We start from the raw sequence: 17,656 nt of genomic DNA, 5'->3' as shown, positions 1-17,656 counted from the left end.
CGCTCCGCCGGTCGAATTCACCTGTTCTGGATGGCCGTAAAAGAAAAGGAAGAAAGAGCGTCCCTTTTGCCGCTACCCTTCTGCGTCGGGCGGCGGACGAGGGAGACCGGGTGCTGGACCAGCGAAATCATCAGGGCAAGTTCGCCGAGGACTACGTGCGGGTGCTCGCCTCGGCGGCGGGCCTGCTCGTCTATCAGGACGACCTCGACCACGACGGCATCGACCTGGGCTTCCGCTATGCCGGAAGGGCCGGCCACATTTCCTCGCCCGCCATCGAGGTGCAGATCAAGTCCTGGTCGGACCCGCGCTCCAAGGGCGCGGACCTGCATTTCCGCGGACTGAACGAGGTGCAGTACAACAAACTCGTCGCCGGGCCCTTTCTCGTTCCGCGTTACCTGTTCCTGGTCGTGGTCCCGCAGGAGAGCGACCGGTACGCCCGCGTCGAGACCGACGGGCTCACGCTGAGCCGGCTCTGCTACTACCGCGGCTTCGAGGGCGAGCGGCCCATCGCCGCGCCAAGCGCCGCCCGCAAGGTGCCGCTCCAGGTGCCGCTCGGGAACGTTCTCACGGTCCGCGCCTTACGCGAGCTCGTCGGGGCGCCCGCAGGGCCGTCCGCCCGATGAGGAGCCTGACGGTCGCCGACGTCAGCAGCTATCTCGCCGCGACCGGCTGGGTCCGCCGGCCGGAGACCTGGAGGGGCGCGGCGAGCTGGGTGCACGACGGCGACCACGAGATCCTCGTGCCCGGCACCGATCACCTGGCCGACGGGCCGCGGCGGCTCAGGGAGATCCTGTCGCTGCTCGCGCGGGTGGAGGGCCGTGCTCCCGAGGACATCGCCTCCGACATCGGCTCGCCCATGGCCGACGTCCAGTGGTACCGCGCGCCCATCGTCCCCGCGGGCGGTGAGCTCGGGCTGGTGGACGCCGTCACGGCCATGACCAGCGCGCACGCCGCCCTCGGCGCGGCCGCGCGGGCCGCGCTGGGCGGGCCCAGGCCGGTGTTCGACGGCCCAGCTCCCAGAGCCGTGCGCGACCTGCTGGCGCGCGTCCGGATCGGACCGATCGTGCCGTCCTCGGACGTCCTCACCGTACGCCTCCCGCTGGACGGCGACGACCCCGGCGGCCCTCCACCGGCCCGCCGCGCCCTGACCCTGCTCCAGCGCGCCGCGCTGCTCCTGCGCGAGGCCACCGCCGAGGTGCGCGGAACCGGCGACATCAGCGTCTTCGACGACCTCGTACGCGACGGCGTGTCGGCCGACCTGTGCCTCGCGCTCGCCCGCTTCGCCGGCGCCGACCCTGGCGACCGGTTCGAGGTCGGCTTCCGCTGGGCCCGCGCCCTGCCCTCCGAGGTCCCCGCGCGGAGCGTGGTCTTCGAGCCGGGGACCGGCACGCTGCTGCGCCGCGTCGGCCACCGGCTGCGGCGCCTGCACCACGAGAGCGCCACGGTGACGGGCCTCATCGGCGCGCTCTTCGACAACGGGGGCGAGGACCGGTTCCGCGTCCACGTACGCGGCCGGGTGACGATCGGGGACGGCGAGCCGCGCCGCGCCATCATCTGGGTGCGCCTGCCCGGCGAGGCGGACTACGACGTGGCCGTCCGGGCGCACCGGCACCGGATCCCCGTACGTGCCGCCGGCACGCTCAGGGAGGTCAACGGCCGCCGCGAGCTCATGGCGACCGGCTTCACCACCGACGTGGACGATCGATCCGAGGAGAGCTGACCATGAAGAACACCGGTTTCGGCACCCGCGAACGTGCCGTGCTCCTGGGCCTGATGACGCTCGGCGGGACGGCGTCCAACGCGGAGCTCAAGGCCCACGTCGGCTGCACGCTCGACGGGCAGCCCCGGCGGCGCCTGAACACGAGCGGTCTCGTCACGAGCGAGAAGCCCGGCAGGTCCTACCACCACACGCTCACCGACGACGGCTGGGCCTGGTGCGTGACGGAGCTGGACGGCACGGCCCCGGACCGCGGAGGCTCGCTCGGGCGCACCCTCTACGGCGTGCTCCACCTGCTCAGGGGCTATCTCGACGCGGCGGACCTGAGCCTCGCCGAGTTCGTGATCACGTCCCGCCGGGGCGGCGCCGGCGCCGCCCCTGCTGAGCCGCCCGCCGAGCTGCCCGGGGCGATCCGCGACGCCTACTGGCGGCTGGCCCGCGAGCCGCAGGACTGGGTGCCGCTGAAGCGGCTGCGCGCGGAGCTGGGGGACGTGCCCCGCGAGGCGGCCGACGAGGCGCTGCGGCGGCTCGAACGGCTCCCGGACGTCCACCTGGCCCCGGAGGCGGACCAGAAGAGGCTGACCGACGAGGACAGGACCGCCGCCGTCCTCGTGGGCGGCGTGAGCAAGCATCTGCTGGCGATCGAGGCGCGATGAACGAGTCCGAGGAAAAGGCGCTGCGCGCGATCTCCAGGGTGCTCAACTGGGCGACCACGGCCGAGCACGCCTGGAACCCGCCGCCCTTCCACGTCGGCGGCGTGCACCCACGCGCGGAGCAGCTCATCCTCGACGGCATCGACGAGGCGTGCGAGGACTCCAGGAGCAGCCCGCTCGGCGTCGTGATCCAGGGCGAGGGCGGCGCCGGCAAGACGCACCTCCTGGGCTGGGTCAGAGGCGAGATCGCGCGGGCCGGCGGCTACTTTTTCCTGCTGGACTTCAGCGCGGGCGACGACTTCTGGCGGCGGGCCGCGGGCGCGATGGTCGACGACCTCGGCCGTTCGGCGGCCGGCCCGGACACCCCGGCTCAGGCGGTGGTGGCCTTGCGCGGCCTGGCCGCTCTCGCGGGGGCCGGGGAGCGGATCGCGGCGGCCGTCGAGGGCGGGAAGGGTCTCACCCGCGAGGACCTCGACGCCCTGGTGGCCGGCCTGGTGGCCCGGGACCGGCGGTTGCAGCGGTGCCGCGACACGATCAGGGCGCTCGCCCTCTACGCCGTCGCCACGGGCCCGGCCTTCGACGTCGCCCACGACCACCTGATGTCGACCGAGGAGGCCGAGGAAGGCGACCGCGGTGCGTGGGGGATGAGCAGAGGGATCAAGGCGCCGCACGACATCGTGGTCGAGCTGTCGACGATCCTCGCGCTGACCGGCCCCAGCGTCATCGCGGTGGACCAGATCGACGGGCTCCTCGAACACTCCCGCGCGACCACGGACGCCGGCCCCGACGCCCCGCCGTCCGGCAACGGATCCCGTAAGGACGTCATCGACGAGATCGCGAGCGGCCTCATGGCCCTGGTGCACGCCACCCATCGCACGTTGTGCCTGGTGGCCTGCCTGCCCTCGTCGTGGAGCCTGATCCGCGACCGGGCCATCGCCACGGCGAAGGACAGGTTCCGGCCGTCCCTGATCCTGGGCACGATCGCGACCCCCGACCTCGCCAGGAACCTGGTCGAGCGCAGGTTCGCGGTGGCCTTCGCGCGGGCGGGCTTCACCCCGCCCCACCCGGCCTGGCCCGTCGCCCCCGCCGCGTTCGCGACCGCCCCGGGCCGGACGCCGAGGACGCTGCTCCGGCTCATCGCCGCGCACGTCACGACCTGCCGGACGGAGGGCGTCGTACGCCTCCTGGAACGTTTCGACCGGGAGGACCAGGTTCCCGTGCCGCCGCCTCAGGACGGGGGCGTGCCCGCCGTGCCCGAGGCGAGCCTGGCCCGGCTCGACGCGCGCTTCGCCGACCTGCGCGGCCGGGCGGACGTGTCGGCCGCGTTCGACCCCGAGCACGAGGACGAGCTCGCCCCCTCCCTGCTCGCGGCGGGGCTCGACGCCTGGATCAAGGAGCAGGACAAGGCGGGCGAGTCCTTCTCCGTCGATCCGCCGCCGGGCCGCCGGCCCAGTCTGCACGCGAGGTTGCGGCAGGCGCTGGACCCCGAGTCCGAGAGGCAGCGGCACTGGACGTTCCGGATGATCGGCGCGGCGCACCACATCGCTGCGCTGAAGCGGCTGAACGACGGCATCACGGCGTCCGGGCTGGGCCCGGAGACGCCCGGCCGGTGCTTCGTCGTGCTGCGCAACCAGGCGTGGTCGGAGGGTCCCGCCACGCGGGCCCGTCTGGCGGAGCTCAAGGAATGGGGCGGGCTCTCGCTTCCCGTCCGGGGCGACGACCTGCGGGTCTTCGCGGCGCTGCGGCAGCTGGCGGCGGACGGGGACCCGGAGTTCGAGATCTGGCTGCGCACCCGCCGTCCGGCCGGCGCCACCGAGCTGTTCACCGCCCTGTTCGGCACGCTCACCCGGGAAGAGACACCGCCGCCGTCACCACCGCCGCCGCCGTCACCACCGCCGCCGCCTCAGCTGCCGGCCCCGGAGCCCGTGCGGGCGGCCGGGGCCGGGCCGAAGCATGCGCGGGCGGGCGGGAGCGGGCCGGAGCCCGCCGGCGGTCACGCTTCCGTCATCCCGGTCGGGAGGCGCATGGACACCGGTGCCGAGCTCGAACTGAAGCTGAGCGTGCTCACCCGCCACACGGCCGTGTTCGCCGGCTCAGGCTCGGGCAAGACCGTGTTCCTGCGGCGGCTCATCGAGGAGTGCGCGCTGCTCGGGGTGTCGTCGATCGTGCTCGACTCCAACAACGACCTCGCCCGGCTGGGCGACCCCTGGCCCGCCCCGCCGCCCGGCTGGGGCGACGGGGACGCGGGCAAGGCGGCCCGCTACCTCGCGGAGACGGAGGTCGTGATCTGGACCCCGGGACGCTCGCGCGGCCGCCCGCTGACGTTCCAGCCGCTCCCCGACTTCGCGGCCGTGCTCGACGACCGTGACGAGCTGGACACGGCGCTCGCCCTGGCCGTCGAGGCGCTCGCGCACCGGGCGAACGTCAACGGGGCGAGCGCCAAGGCCCGCAAGGGCAAGGCCATCCTCCGCCAGGCGCTGGCCCACTTCGCCCGCTCGGGCGGCGGGGAGTTCGCCGCGTTCCTCGGCCTGCTCGGCGCGCTGCCGCTGGAGGTCAGCCAGATCGACCGGGCGGACCAGCTCGCCGCCGAGCTGGGCCAGCTCCTCACCGCCGCGACGATCACCGATCCGCTCTTCGCGGGCAGTGGCGAGCCCGCGGACCCGGGGCAGCTGCTCACCCCGTCCCCGGGGAAGCGGGCCCGGGTCTCCGTCATCAGCTTCGTCGGGCTGAGCGACCAGGCGCGGCCGGCGTTCGTCAACCAGCTCCAGATGGCCCTGTTCTCCTGGATCAGGCGGAATCCGGCGCGGGGCCGGCCGCTCAACGGCCTCTACGTGATGGACGAGGCGCAGGCCCTCGTGCCGGCGACGCCGAGGACGGAGGCGCTGGCGAGCACGCTGACCCTCGCCTCCCAGGCCCGCAAGTACGGCCTCGGCCTGGTCTTCGCCACCCAGACGCCCCGCGGCCTGCACAACCACATCGCCGGCAACGCGACGACCCAGTTCATCGGCAGGATCAACAGCCCCACGCAGATCGAGGTGGTCCAGGGGCTGGCGCGGGCCAGGGGCGGCCGGGCCGACCGGGTGGGGCGGCTGGAGGCGGGGCAGTTCTACGCCGCGAGCGACGGCGTGCCCGAGGTGCTCGTCCGGGCGCGGCAGTGCCTGAGCCACCATCCTCCCGACCCGCTCACCGAACAGGAGATCGTCGAGCGCGCGGGTTCACGTCCTTCCAGGTGAGGCCGCGCCGTGCCGATGCGCGCCGGCCACGTTACGGGGCGGGGTGCGTGGGCAGCAGGCGGGCGCCGCAACGGTCAGAGCACATGGGGGAGGCGTCATGACCGACCAGCCGCAGGAGGACCGCCCGGTCGAGCGCGAGGGAAGCGAGGAGGAGACGCTCCGCCGTCCCGGCGGCGTCACACCCGGCGCCGGGGAGGCCGGCACGGACGAGGACGGAACGGACGAGGACGGGGCCGTGGTGGCCGAGGAGTCCGAGGAGGTCGCCGAGTTCAAGCGACTCAAGGAGCTCAACCCCGACGACTTCGAGTGAACGCCGCGGCACCGGCGGGTCCCGGCCTCAGCGGAGGCGGGCCGCGGCCATCGCCCTGATCCTGACGAGCGCGGGACCGGCCCAGGCCGCCGGCAGGTTCGTGCCGGCGGCGGTGGCGAGGGCCGTCGAGCCGTAGAAGCGGCCGTTCAGGTCGATGAGCCGGGGCCGGCCGTCCTCGGCCTCAGGTGCGGAAAACGGGGCTAGCGGACGGTCACCTCCAGCGTGCCGGTCACCGGGGCCTCGCCGGGCGAGCGCACGGTGAGGGTGCCGGTGTAGCTGCCCTCCCTGTCGAAGGACCTGGTGGAGGTGACGGTGAAGGCGGCGTTGATCCGCATGCCGGGGATGCTCGCCTCCCGCTCCGTGACCGGCGCCGGGGTCTCCTTGACGCCGTCGCTCCACGTGATGACCGCGCCGAGGCCGGCCGCGGTCTTGCCGGGGGCGGTGACGGTCCAGGTCGCGCCCGACGGCCGGCCGGCGGCGGCGGTCACCGGCGGGCCCAGGATCTCCGTGCGCCACGCCACGTCGGCGGTGGGGAAGAAGTTGGTGCCCTGCACGGTCAGCCGGCCGCCCATCTTGGACAGGCGCGTCTTGAAGTCGGTGTAGTCGCGCTGCGCCTGCGGGGTCCAGCCGGCCTCGGCGGTGGCGATGATCCTCGGGTAGGCGTAGTACTGCGCCTGCGGCACGCGGCGGATGAACTCGCCCCACACCGCCGACTCCACGCCGAGCACGCTGCTCTCCTGGATGCCGGGGATGTACGTGCCCGGGTCCCAGTTGTAGTGGCGGTCGAGGCCGCACGGCCCGCCGCACGCCCAGGTGCCGCCGTCGGGCTGCCGGGAGTCCTGCTTCTGCGGCGAGTACGCGTGCGGCGCCGGCGACAGCACGACCTTGGCGCCGCGGTTGTTGACGGCCCTGGCCACGGCGTTGCGGTCGCCGTTCCAGAACTGCACGACGGCGTTGTCCTGGGGCAGGGCGCTGCCCGCGTACTCGTTCCAGCCGACGACGGTCTTGCCGAGGGAGTTCACGTGGGCGGTGAAGGCGTCGACCATCCTCACGTAGTCGGTGTGGCTGGTGACGTGCGCCTCGTCCCCGCCGATGTGCAGGTAAGGGCCGGGGGTCATGGCGGCGATCTCGGCCAGCACGTGCTCGACGAACTCGTACGTGACCGCGCTGTTCGCGTCGAACGACGAGTAGCCGACGGCGCCGGTGCCGTTGTGCGGGACGGTGGTCTGACCGGCCGCGGGCCGCGGCTGGGAGCCGGCGGTGTTGAGCTGCGGGACGGAGTGCAGCGCCGAGTTGACGTGGCCGGGCATGTCGATCTCGGGGATGACGGTCATGCCGTTCTCGCCGGCGTAGCGGACGATCTCGGCGTAGTCGGCCTTGGTGTAGAAGCCGGTGACGGCGGGCTCGGTGCCCCGCTCGGTCATCGCGGTGCCGCCGCCGACGCGGGTGAGCAGGCCGTAGTCGATGCCGGACGGGTTGGTGGCCGGGTCGTCGATGACGATGCGCCAGCCCTGGTCGTCGGTCAGGTGCAGGTGCAGCCGGTTGACCTTGAACAGCGCGGCCGCGTCGATGTAGGTCTTGACCTCGTCCACCGGGTAGAAGCTGCGCGCGACGTCGAGCATCATGCCGCGGTGCGCGAAGCGCGGGTAGTCGGTGACCTGCACGGCGGGCACGGTCCACGTGGCGTCGACGGCCTCCTTGGACTCGACCCACTGCGGGAGGAGCTGGCGGAGCGTCTGGACGCCGTTGAGTGCGCCGTTCGGGGTGGCGGCGCGCAGGCGGATCTCGCCGGCGGTGACGGAGAGCGTGTAGCCCTCGTCCTCGTGGCCCTCGGGGCCCTTGCCGGCGCCGACCTCGATGATGATCGGGGCGGGGCCGTGGCCGTTCTCGGCGACCTTGAGCTTCTGGCCGGTGGCGCGGCGCAGCAGCCTGGCCAGGTAGCCGGCGGGAGCCTGCGCGCCGTCGCCCTGGGCGAGGACGCGGGTGTTGCTGTGCAGCGTGAACGGGGCCGCGCCGGTCTCGGTGACGGACACCGGCCGCGGGATCAGGCCGAGGGTGGGCGCGGGGGCGGCGGGCGGCCCGTCCCAGATCTCGAACTCGGAGATGGAGTAGCCGTAGGCGGCCCAGCGCTTGCGGCCCTGCATGCGCACGTACCCGACGGGTTCCTCGGCGAGCACGTCGATGACGTCGGTGCGCGGGCAGGTGTCGCGCTGGAGCGCGGCCACGTCGGTCCAGGTCCGGCCGTCGGCCGAGGTCTGCAGGACGAAGTCGCGGGCGCAGGCGTTCGGCCAGGTGAGCTTCACGTGGTCGACCTTGGCCGGCTGGGCGAGCTGGATCTGGACCCAGTTGTCGTCCTGGTACGCGGACGACCAGCGGGTGGAGGTGTCGCCGTCGTTGACGTGGGCGGCCACGAAGTCGGCGCGGTCCAGCTCGACGCTGGAGGCGGTGGCCGTGCCGGTCAGGGCCAGGTTGACCGGGGGATCGGCGGCCCGGGCGGCAGGAGCCGGGGCCAGCAGCGTGGCCGTGAGCGCGGCTGCCGCGAGAGTCGCGAGGGGGCGGCGCATCATTCTCCTCTGATCAGGTGGTTTTAGTGGACAATAGTGGCCATCTCGCCTATTTTGGTCAAGAGGCAGGAATAAAAAGAGGGACATCAGTCGGCGTTCGTCTCTTGTGATCTACCAGACTGGCCCTTTAACGTAAAGGCTCGGTACTAAATCGCGATCGGAGCATGAGTGACCAGTCCACGCAACGTCCTGTTCCTGATGACCGACCAGCATCGGGTCGACACCCTCGGCTGCTACGGCAACCCGGTGATACGCACGCCCGCCCTGGACGGCCTGGCGGCGGAGGGCACGCGCTTCGACCGGTTCTACACGCCGACCGCCATCTGCACCCCGGCCCGCGCCTCGCTGTTCACCGGGCTCCACCCGTTCCGGCACGGCCTGCTCGTCAACCCCGAGCGCAACGGCGGCGGCCGCGACGAGGTCGCCGAACACGACCCCGTCCTGTCCGAGCCCCTGCTGGCCGCCGGCTACAACATGGGCCACGTCGGCAAGTGGCACATCGGCCGCGAGCGCGGGCCCGAGCGCTACGGCATGGACGGCGAGCACCTGCCCGGCGCGCTCAACCCCTTCCACCACCCGTCGTACGAGCGGTGGCTGAAGGAGAAGGGGCATCCGCCGTTCGCGGTGGAGCGGCCGGTCTTCGGCAAGGCGGCGAACGGCACCGGCCGCGGCCACCTCATCGCCGGCCGGCTGCGGCAGCCGGCGGAGGCCACGATGGAGGCGTTCCTCGCCGACCGGACCCTGGAACTGCTCGAACGCTACGCCCGCGACTTCCGCGACTCCGGCCGGCCGTTCATGCTGTCCTGCCACTGGTACGGCCCGCACCTGCCGTACCTGATCCCCGACGAGTACTACAGCATGTACGACCCCCGGAGCGTGCCGCTGCCGGCGTCCATGGCCGAGACCTTCGACGGCAAGCCGGAGGTGCAGCGCCGCTACTCCGAGTACTGGTCGGCCGACCACTTCGACGCCGACGCCTGGCGCGAGCTCATCGCCGCCTACTGGGGTTACGTCTCCCTGATCGACGCCCAGATCGGCCGCCTGCTGACCGCGCTGCGCGAGCTGGGCCTCTGGGACGACACAGCGGTGATCTTCACGGCCGACCACGGCGAGTTCACCGGCGCCCACCGGCTCAACGACAAGGGCCCGGCCATGTACGAGGACATCTACCGCATCCCCGGCATCGTCCGGGTGCCGGGCGCGACGGCGCGCACCGTGGACGCGTTCGCGACGCTGATCGACCTCAACCCCACGATCCTCGGCCTGGCGGGGCTGCCGCCGCGGGAGCCGTGCGACGGCGAGAGCCTGCTGCCGCTGCTGTCCGGCGCCCCTGCCGAGGGCCGGGACTCGGTGACCACCGAGTTCCACGGCCACCACTTCCCCTACTCGCAGCGCATGTTCCGGGACCGCCGCCACAAGCTGGTGTTCAACCCCGAAGGCGTGCACGAGCTGTACGACCTGGACAGCGACCCGCACGAACTGCGCAACGTCTACGCGGTGCCCGCCTACGCGGAGGTCCGCAGGGACCTCACCGTGCGGCTCTACCGCGAGCTGCTGCGCCGCGGCGATCCCGCGTACACCTGGATGAGCTACATGGCCGACATCGGCGAGGGCCGTGCCCCTGACGTGGACGGCGTCGCCGACGAACTGGGCTGAGGCCGTCCACGTCACCCCCCGAACAAGAACGAGAAAGGATCCGCCGATGAGGCGTCCCCGCATCCTGGCCACCGTCCTCGCGGCGCTGGCCGTCCTCCTGCCCGCCGCCGGGTGCGGCTCCTCCGACTCAGGAGGCGACGCGGCCGAGCCGAAGAAGGTGCGCATCGGCTACATCGCCGACTTCTCCGGCGCGGCCGTGCTCGCCGCCGCCGACAAGCAGGGCCTGTGGGCCAAGAACGGCCTGGAGCCGGAGCTGAAGGTGTTCACCAACGGCCCGCTGCAGATCCAGGCGCTGGGCGCCGGCGACCTCGACTTCGGCTACATCGGCTCCGGCGCGACGTGGCTGGCGGCGAGCGGCAAAGCCAAGATCATCGCGCCGAACATGCTCGGCCAGGCCGACCGCGTCATCACCTACCCGGGCTCCGGCATCTCCTCGATCGCCGACCTGAAGGGCAAGAAGATCGGCGTCCCCGAGGGCACCTCCGGCGACATGATCCTGGAGCTGGCGCTCAAGGAGGCCGGGCTGTCCGGCAAGGACGTGCAGAAGGTCAACATGGACGCCAGCACGGTCGTGACGGCGTTCAGCGGCAAGCAGGTCGACGCGGCCGCCATCTGGTACCCGCTGATCGACACCATCAAGAAGAACGTGCCCGACCTGGTCGAGCTGACCAAGAGCGAGGACTTCTACCCGAGGCTCAGCTTCCCCAGCTCCTTCGTCGCCCGCAACGAGATCGTCGCCGAGGACGCCGCCACCGTCAGCAAGGTGCTCAAGGTGCTCCAGCAGGGCAACGACTGGGTCGCGGCCAACACGACCGAGGCCGAGACGCTGACCGCCACGTTCCTCAAGGCGCCCGCCGAGCAGTTCAAGGGCTCCTCGGCCGTGACGAAGATCCTGCCCACCAGCGAGCTGAAGGGGCTCATGGCGGACGGCTCGGTGGCCGGATGGTACAAGGGCCTCGCCGACCTCTTCGTCACGATGGGCAAGCTGACCGACTCGCCGGACCCGGCGACGTACATCACGACCGACCTCTACACCGCCGCGGCGGGTGGCTGACCGGCCGGAAAATGGACCCATGTCGACCCCTACTGACGCGCTGCAACGGCTGCGGCGGGTGCACGAGGACGCCGTCCTGTCCGCGTTGCGCTCGGCCGGCGGACTGAGCCGGGCCCAGCTCACCGAGCGCACCGGACTGTCCCGCACCACGATGTTCGCGATCGTCTCCGGACTGCTCGAACGCGGCGTGGTCATCGAGACCGAGGGCTCGGCGGCGGAGCCGCGCGGGCGCGGCCGGCCGGCCGCGCTGGTCACGCTCAACCCCGACGCCGGCCTGCTCCTCGGCCTCGACCTCGGACGCAACCGGGTGCGCCTGGCCGTCGCCAACGCCGCCCACCAGGTGGTCGCGACGGCCTCGGCCGACCTGCCCGAGGAGGCCGGCCCCGAGGAGGAGGCGGAGAGCGCGGTGCGGCTGGTCCGCGCGGTCGCCGCCGAGCGCGGCCTCAACCTGGCCGCCCTGGAGGCGATCGGGCTCGGCCTCGTCGGCGTGGTCGACGAGCACCTGCCGCCCGTCCCCGTGGGCGGCGAGCGGTCCGCGGTCGTCCCCGCCCGCTACCTGCCGCTGGCCCGGCGGCTCGGCGAGGAGTTCGGGGTGCGGCTCGCCGTGGACAACAACGCCCGCCTGGCCGCGCTCGCCGAGGCGACCTGGGGAGTGGCCCGGCCGGTCCGCGACATGGTCTACGTGCGCTGGTCGGTCGGCGTCGGCGGCGGCTTCCTCGCCGGCGGGCGGCTGATGCGCGGCGCGCACGGCGCCGGCGGCGAGCTCGGCCACGTCTGCCTCGACCCCGAGGGCCCGCCCTGCCACTGCGGCTCGCGCGGCTGCCTGGAGGGGCACATCGGCGGCCGTGGCCTGCTGGAGCGGTGCGCGGCCCGCGGCGTCCGGCTGCCCGCGCTGGACGCGCTGGTCGCCGCGGCGCAGGACCGCGTGCCCGCCGTGTGCGAGGTCGTCGCCTCGGCCGCGGCCGACCTCGGGCGGGTGCTGGCGGACACCGTCACCCAGCTCGACCCGGCGCTGGTCGTGGTCGGGGGCGAGCTGGCCGGGCTCGGCAGCCTGGTCCTCGACCCCATCCGCGATGCCATAGCGGACCGGTCGCTGCCCCGTTCCTCCCGCGAGATCGCCGTCGTCCCCGCGGACCTCGGCGTGAACGCCTCCGCGATGGGCGCGATCGCCCTCCTCCTGCACGAGGAGCCGTCGATCCCCGCCCATCTCCGCCCCGACGTCCCCTGAACCGTACGAGAAGGATCCACCACACCATGCAGAGCTCTGAGCCATGACCGCCGCCACCGTGACAGAACCGTCCGCCGCGCCGCGCCGCCGCCGCCCGAGGCCCGGCCGCACGGTCGTGCTCAACGTGACGGCCGTGATCGCCGGACTCGCCCTCTGGACCGGACTGTCCGTGTCCGGCATCACGGGCCTGACGGGGCCGGTCGAGGTGGTGCGGCGGGGCGCCGAGCTCATCGCCGACGGCACCCTCCTCACCGACGTCCTGGCGAGCCTCCGCCGCGTCTTCACCGGCTTCGTGCTGGGCACGGTGCTCGCGATCCCGGTCGGCTTCCTCATGGGCTGGTACGCCACCGCCCGCGCGCTGATCGAGCCGTACGTGCAGTTCTTCCGCACGATCCCGCCGCTGGCGATCATCCCGCTGGCCATCCTGCTGATGGGCATCGGCGAGACGCCCAAGGTGTTCGTCATCTTCCTGGCCGCGTTCCTGTCCAGCGTGGTCTCCACCTTCCAGGGCGTCCTGGACGTGGACAAGACCCTCATCAACGCCGCCCGCGTGCTGGGCGCGTCCGACCGGACGATCTTCATGAAGGTCGTGGTGCCGGCCTCGACGCCGTTCATCATCGTCGGCATGCGCGTCGGACTCGGCGCGGCCTGGGGGACCCTCGTGGCGGCCGAGCTGATCGCCGCCCAGGAAGGGCTGGGCTACCGCATGCAGCAGGCCCAGCTCTACTACGACCTTCCCACGATTTTCGTCGGCCTGATCAGCATCGGGGTGCTCGGCCTGGTCATGGACCGGCTCCTGCTGCTGGCCGAGCGCAGGCTGACCGGATGGCAGGAGCGCCGATGACTCCCAAGATCTCCTTCAGGAACGTGTCGAAGTCGTTCCCGCTGAAGGGCGGCGACTTCCTCGCCCTCGACCGGGTGGACCTGGACATCGCCGACCGCGAGTTCGTCACCGTCGTCGGCCCGTCGGGGTGCGGCAAGAGCACGCTGATGAGCATGGCCGCCGGCCTGACCGAGCCGGGGACGGGGGACATCCTGCTCGACGGCGCCCCCGTCGCCGGTCCCGGCCCCGACCGTGGGGTGATCTTCCAGCAGTACGCGCTGTTCCCGTGGCTGACCGTGCGCAAGAACGTCGAGTTCGGGCTCAAGCTCATGAACCTGCCGCAGGACGAGCGCAGGAAGCGCGCCGAGCACGCGATCGAGCTGGTCGGGCTGTCGGACTTCGCCGACGCGCTGCCGAAGACCCTGTCCGGCGGCATGAAGCAGCGCTGCGCAATCGCCCGCGCGTACGCGGTCGGCCCGCAGGTGCTGCTCATGGACGAGCCGTTCGGCGCCTTGGACGCGCTCACCCGCGTCCAGCTCCAGGACCAGCTCCTCGACACGTGGAGCAGGGAGCGGCGCACCGTCATGTTCATCACCCACGACGTGGACGAGGCCGTCTACCTGGCCAACCGGGTCGTGGTCATGGCCGCGCGCCCCGGCCGCATCCACCGGGTCATCGACGTGGACCTGCCGTACCCGAGGACCGAGGAGGTACGGCTGTCGCCGGAGTTCTCCCGCATCCGCAACGAGGTCTGGCACTCGGTCTACCACCAGGCGCCCGCCGCCTGACGCGCGGCGGCGGGCCCCTCCCGCCCGGCTACTCGCCGGGGTTCGTGGTGAACGGCAGGACGAGCCGTGACGGGTGGGCGGCGTCCCGGTAGATCTTGTGGGTGACCGGGCGGCCCACCGGCAGGTGGAAGGCGTCCGGCGGCAGCAGCGCGTTGTGCGCGTCGGCCAGCGGCTCGTCGTTCGACAGCTCCGCCACCAGGCGGTGGCCGGGCCGGAAGGTCGCGGCGAACGGGTAGAGGCGCAGCACGTACTCCTCGACGGCGCCGGGCTCGACGGGGACCGCGCGGGTGTGCGGGTGGTACGGGTTGCCCTCGGTCGTGCGCTCGTCGAGCTCGCGGTGCGACGCCTTGAGATAGCCGGTGGTGATGAGCTGCCGCCTGCCGTCGGGCGCGGCGTCCCACAGGCGCAGGATGAAGTTGGTGTCGTCCTGGTCGATCTCGGCGAACAGGTGCGCCGCGCCGGTGCCGATCAGCTCGGTGGGCTCCTCGAACGGCTCGGTGCTCCAGCTCACCGTCACGACCTTGTCGGTGACGGTGAGCGGGGCCTGGTAGAAGCCGTCGGGCGCGGCGTGCTCGGCGCCCATCAGCTCCGGCTCGTACGACAGCTTGTGGCGCGGGCGCAGGTGGAGCGAGCGGTACTCGACCGGCTTGGGCGGCCACGTGCCGGCGGTGACGACCTCGCGGGAGCCCTCGACGAAGACGCTGACGGCGGGCTCGTCCATGACGCCGTTGTCGATGCCCTTGAGCCAGTGGTCGTACCAGCGGAACATCTTGTCGTGCTCTTCGATCCAGGGGCGGGACTGCATCGGCGGGTAGGAGCCGATGTCGAGCTTCTTGGGGCCGTTGAGCGCGTGGAACAGCTCGATGTGGCCGTCCACGGTCCAGCCGCGGCCCTGGTCGATCTGCAGGTAGACCGGGATGTCGATGTTCCTGGCGAGGTTGATGGGGTTGCGTTCCTCGTACCAGGGGCCGTCGAGGGGGTTCATCACGATGTCGAACCAGAACTCGCGGTTTTTCGGATATTTCAGGACGTGTACGAGGTTCGGCCAGGCGGCCACGTCCGGGTCCCGCAGCCGCTCCTCGACGAGCCGCTCCAGCTCCTCCGGCGCGTGCACGTGCCGCATGCGCGAGATCACGTTGGTGTGCGCGATGCCGGAGTCGCCGCCACGGCCCTCACGGGCGGCCCGCGGCATGAACCACATGATGCCGCCGTGGTACGTGGTCTCGTAGAAGTCGAAGTGGCCGCCGCTCACGAAGATCGCCTTCAGGTGCGGGGGCCGTTCGGCGGCGGCGAGCACCTGCATGGAGCCGAAGTAGGAGATGCCGATCATGCCGACGTTGCCGTCGCACCAGGGCTGGGCGGCCACCCATTCGATGAGGTCGTACAGGTCCTGGCCCTGCGGCACACCGCCGGCGTTGTAGTTGCCGATCATCTCGCCGCCGGAGTCGCCGGTGCCGCGCATGTCGCCGATGACGTGGACGTAGTCCTCCTTGACCACGCGGGCGATGTCGCCGGCCTCGATGCAGCCGTCCCACATGGGGGAGGGGCGGCGCTGCGGCGGCGTGGTGAGGGCGAGGGCCTGCAGCTCCTTGCCGTACGCGCTCATCGCGACCAGCGCGGGCCGCGGCTTGTCCTCCGTGCCGTGGTAGGCGTCCGCGGCGAGGGTGACCCCGTCGCGCATCGGGACCCGCAGGTCCTTGCGCACGGCGATCTGCTGCTCACCCGCCTGGATCGTCGGGAAGTCGGCCATGGTGGATGGTTCCTTGTCCTGTGTCACGAGCTCTGCTCGGCGTGCGTGCGGTAGGCGTGCATCGAGGTGAAGAACGGCGACGGTTCGAGCGCGGGATCGCCGGTGTAGCCGAGGCTCCCGGCGACCGGGGCGAACGGCGAGTACGGCGAGTCCGTCTCCCGCGGGCCCTCCCGCAGGCAGCGGCGGGCCGCCTCGCCGACCCTGGCCTCGATGTCCAGGCTCCCCTGGATCGCCTCGCGGGCCTGGGCGGCGTCGAGCTCGACGCCGTACGGGACGCCGTCCGCGCGCCGGTACGGATGCCCGAGATACAGGTGCCGCGGGCGTACCTCGTCGCGCAGCCGCTCCAGGCTCGCGCGGTAGGCGACCGGGTCGGTGTAGCCGGGGAAGCCGTTGGCGGCCCCGTGCACCTGGACCGCGTCGCCGACGAACACGTCGTCCTGGCCGTCGATCACGTAGGCCACCGATCCGGGCGTGTGCCCGGGGATCGCGTGCACCGACACGGTGACGCCCCCGCCCAGCGGGATGGTCTCGCCGCCGCCGACCAGCAGGTCCGGCTCCATCTCGCCGGAGATGACCGCCTCGGTGGCCGCCGCCACCTTTGCCGCGCCGTCCGGGTCGTCCAGGTAACGCCCCCGCCCGGCCAGGTACTCCTCGACGTGCGCGCGGCGGGAACGCAGCATCGGCGCGTCGGCCTCGTGGATGACGACCCGCGCCCGCCGGCCGGTCAGCTCCCACAGCGCGTGCGCGCCGCCGACGTGGTCGATGTGGCCGTGCGTGAGCAGGATCCAGCGCACGTCCTCGATCCGCCGCCCGATCGCGTCCAGCGCGGGGGCCATGCCCTCGGCCGGCGAGGACGCGATCCCCGTGTCCACGATCGCCGGTTCGGGCGCGTCGACGAAGAAGCTGTACAGCCCGAACCTGCCCCACGGCGAGACCAGCGGATGCACCCGCGTCACGAGGCGCCCCGCAGGAAGGCGGCCGTCTCCTCGAAGGCCCGGTGGTAGTCCGGGATCCAGGAGAAGTGCTGGACGAACCCGTGGCCCGCGCCCGGGTAGCGGCTCACCCTGGCGGCCACGCCTGCCTCCTCCAGCCGCCGGCCGTAGAGCTCGCCCTCGTCGCGCATGGGGTCGTACTCGCCGGTGACGATCAGCGCGGGCGGCAGCCCGGCGAGGTCCGCGCGCTTGATCGGCGAGACCAGCGGATCGGCGGGGTCGGCGCCGCTGCCGAGGTAGAAGGCGTTGAACGGCTTCAGCCCCGCCGTCTCCAGGCCGTAGCCGACGGCGTTCTCGCGCAGCGACGGGTAGCGGTCGACGTCGAGGTCCAGGTCGAGCGACGGGTAGTACATGACCTGGTGGCTGATCCGGTCGAAGCCGTCGTCGTACGCCATCGCGGCGACCGCCGCCGCGAACGTGCCGCCCGAGCTGTCGCCCGCGACGGCGAGGGTCGTGCCGTCCCAGGCGAGGCTCCCGCCCTGCTCGGCGGCCCAGCGGACCACCCCGTAGCAGTCCTGGAGCCCGGCGGGGAAGGCGTGCTCCGGCGCCCGCCGGTAGCCGACGGAGATCACCCTGAGCCCGGTCTCCTTCGCCAGCGACCGCGCGACGTGGTCGTGCGTCTCCAGGCTGCCGAGGAAGAAGGCCCCGCCGTGGAAGTAGACGAGCAGGCCGTACGCGGCGGCGTCGGCCGGGGTGTAGATCCGCACGGGCACCTCGCCCGCCGCGGTGCGCGCGGTGGCGTCCTCCACCGCGTGGAGCGGCAGGCGCTCGGCCACCGGTGGGACGTGCGCCTCCTCGGCCGCGCGCATGGCGACCGGGTCGAGCGGTCCTGGAGGCGGCGCCGGCATGGCGGCCAGCGCCTTGGCGATGTCGGGATGCAGAGGCATG

General features: G+C 72.6%; 14 protein-coding genes. 10 read left to right on the top strand and 4 right to left on the bottom strand.

Annotation, left to right across the window (positions count from 1 at the left end):
• Positions 1-110: 110 nt before the first annotated feature.
• The 5 genes from Nocox_RS33135 (at position 111) to Nocox_RS33115 (ending at position 5,913) form a co-directional block, all read left to right on the top strand.
• Positions 111-623, top strand: a complete 513-nt coding sequence (locus Nocox_RS33135; RefSeq protein ID WP_020545651.1) for a DUF4365 domain-containing protein — start codon at positions 111-113, stop codon at positions 621-623.
• Positions 620-1,720, top strand: a complete 1,101-nt coding sequence (locus tag Nocox_RS33130; RefSeq protein WP_020545650.1) for a hypothetical protein — start codon at positions 620-622, stop codon at positions 1,718-1,720. Before Nocox_RS33135 ends, Nocox_RS33130 begins: the two co-directional genes overlap by 4 nt.
• A 2-nt stretch (positions 1,721-1,722) precedes the next feature.
• Complete coding sequence (locus tag Nocox_RS33125) at positions 1,723-2,373, top strand: hypothetical protein (protein WP_020545649.1); 651 nt, start codon at positions 1,723-1,725, stop codon at positions 2,371-2,373.
• Positions 2,370-5,603 carry an ATP-binding protein gene (locus Nocox_RS33120; protein WP_020545648.1) on the top strand — a complete coding sequence of 1,078 codons (3,234 nt, stop codon included), beginning with the start codon at positions 2,370-2,372 and terminating at the stop codon, positions 5,601-5,603. The genes Nocox_RS33125 and Nocox_RS33120 overlap by 4 nt, the downstream gene beginning before the upstream one ends.
• A gap of 97 nt (positions 5,604-5,700) precedes the next feature.
• A complete protein-coding gene (locus Nocox_RS33115) occupies positions 5,701-5,913 on the top strand; it encodes a hypothetical protein (protein ID WP_020545647.1) in 213 nt (70 codons plus the stop codon).
• Positions 5,914-6,113: 200 nt separating this feature from the next.
• On the opposite strand, the gene Nocox_RS33110 is transcribed toward Nocox_RS33115, so the two are convergent.
• Positions 6,114-8,480 carry a family 20 glycosylhydrolase gene (locus tag Nocox_RS33110; RefSeq protein WP_020545646.1) on the bottom strand — a complete coding sequence of 789 codons (2,367 nt, stop codon included), beginning with the start codon at positions 8,478-8,480 and terminating at the stop codon, positions 6,114-6,116.
• Between the two features lie 165 nt (positions 8,481-8,645).
• Between Nocox_RS33110 and Nocox_RS33105 the strand changes: the two genes are divergently transcribed.
• Genes Nocox_RS33105 through Nocox_RS33085 form a run of 5 tightly spaced genes read left to right on the top strand, consistent with a single transcriptional unit; the run spans position 8,646 to position 14,026 of the window.
• Complete coding sequence (locus Nocox_RS33105) at positions 8,646-10,133, top strand: sulfatase family protein (RefSeq protein ID WP_246649639.1); 1,488 nt, start codon at positions 8,646-8,648, stop codon at positions 10,131-10,133.
• Positions 10,134-10,179: 46 nt separating this feature from the next.
• Complete coding sequence (locus tag Nocox_RS33100; RefSeq protein ID WP_020545644.1) at positions 10,180-11,187, top strand: aliphatic sulfonate ABC transporter substrate-binding protein; 1,008 nt, start codon at positions 10,180-10,182, stop codon at positions 11,185-11,187.
• A gap of 19 nt (positions 11,188-11,206) precedes the next feature.
• Entirely contained in the window at positions 11,207-12,415 is a 1,209-nt protein-coding gene (locus Nocox_RS33095) for an ROK family transcriptional regulator (protein ID WP_020545643.1), read from the top strand.
• 43 nt (positions 12,416-12,458) lie between these two features.
• Positions 12,459-13,259 (top strand): ABC transporter permease, encoded by an 801-nt coding sequence (locus Nocox_RS33090; RefSeq protein WP_020545642.1) that lies wholly within the window; start codon positions 12,459-12,461, stop codon positions 13,257-13,259.
• Complete coding sequence (locus tag Nocox_RS33085; RefSeq protein ID WP_020545641.1) at positions 13,256-14,026, top strand: ABC transporter ATP-binding protein; 771 nt, start codon at positions 13,256-13,258, stop codon at positions 14,024-14,026. Before Nocox_RS33090 ends, Nocox_RS33085 begins: the two co-directional genes overlap by 4 nt.
• 28 nt (positions 14,027-14,054) lie before the next feature.
• Here the strand turns inward: Nocox_RS33085 and Nocox_RS33080 are convergent, their stop codons facing one another.
• From Nocox_RS33080 to Nocox_RS33070, 3 genes are read right to left on the bottom strand one after another with little or no spacing between them, the layout of a single operon-like run.
• A complete protein-coding gene (locus tag Nocox_RS33080) occupies positions 14,055-15,776 on the bottom strand; it encodes a CocE/NonD family hydrolase (protein ID WP_020545640.1) in 1,722 nt (573 codons plus the stop codon).
• 23 nt (positions 15,777-15,799) lie between these two features.
• Complete coding sequence (locus tag Nocox_RS33075; RefSeq protein ID WP_020545639.1) at positions 15,800-16,732, bottom strand: MBL fold metallo-hydrolase; 933 nt, start codon at positions 16,730-16,732, stop codon at positions 15,800-15,802.
• Positions 16,729-17,655, bottom strand: coding sequence for an alpha/beta hydrolase (locus Nocox_RS33070; RefSeq protein WP_020545638.1), 927 nt, complete (start codon positions 17,653-17,655; stop codon positions 16,729-16,731). Before Nocox_RS33070 ends, Nocox_RS33075 begins: the two co-directional genes overlap by 4 nt.
• Between the last annotated feature and the right edge of the window lies 1 nt (position 17,656).

The sequence above is a fragment of the Nonomuraea coxensis DSM 45129 genome, assembly GCF_019397265.1.
In the GTDB taxonomy this organism is placed as follows: domain Bacteria; phylum Actinomycetota; class Actinomycetes; order Streptosporangiales; family Streptosporangiaceae; genus Nonomuraea; species Nonomuraea coxensis.
The sequence above is the reverse complement of the archived record's forward strand: the minus strand, read 5'-3'. Positions and strand labels throughout refer to the sequence as shown.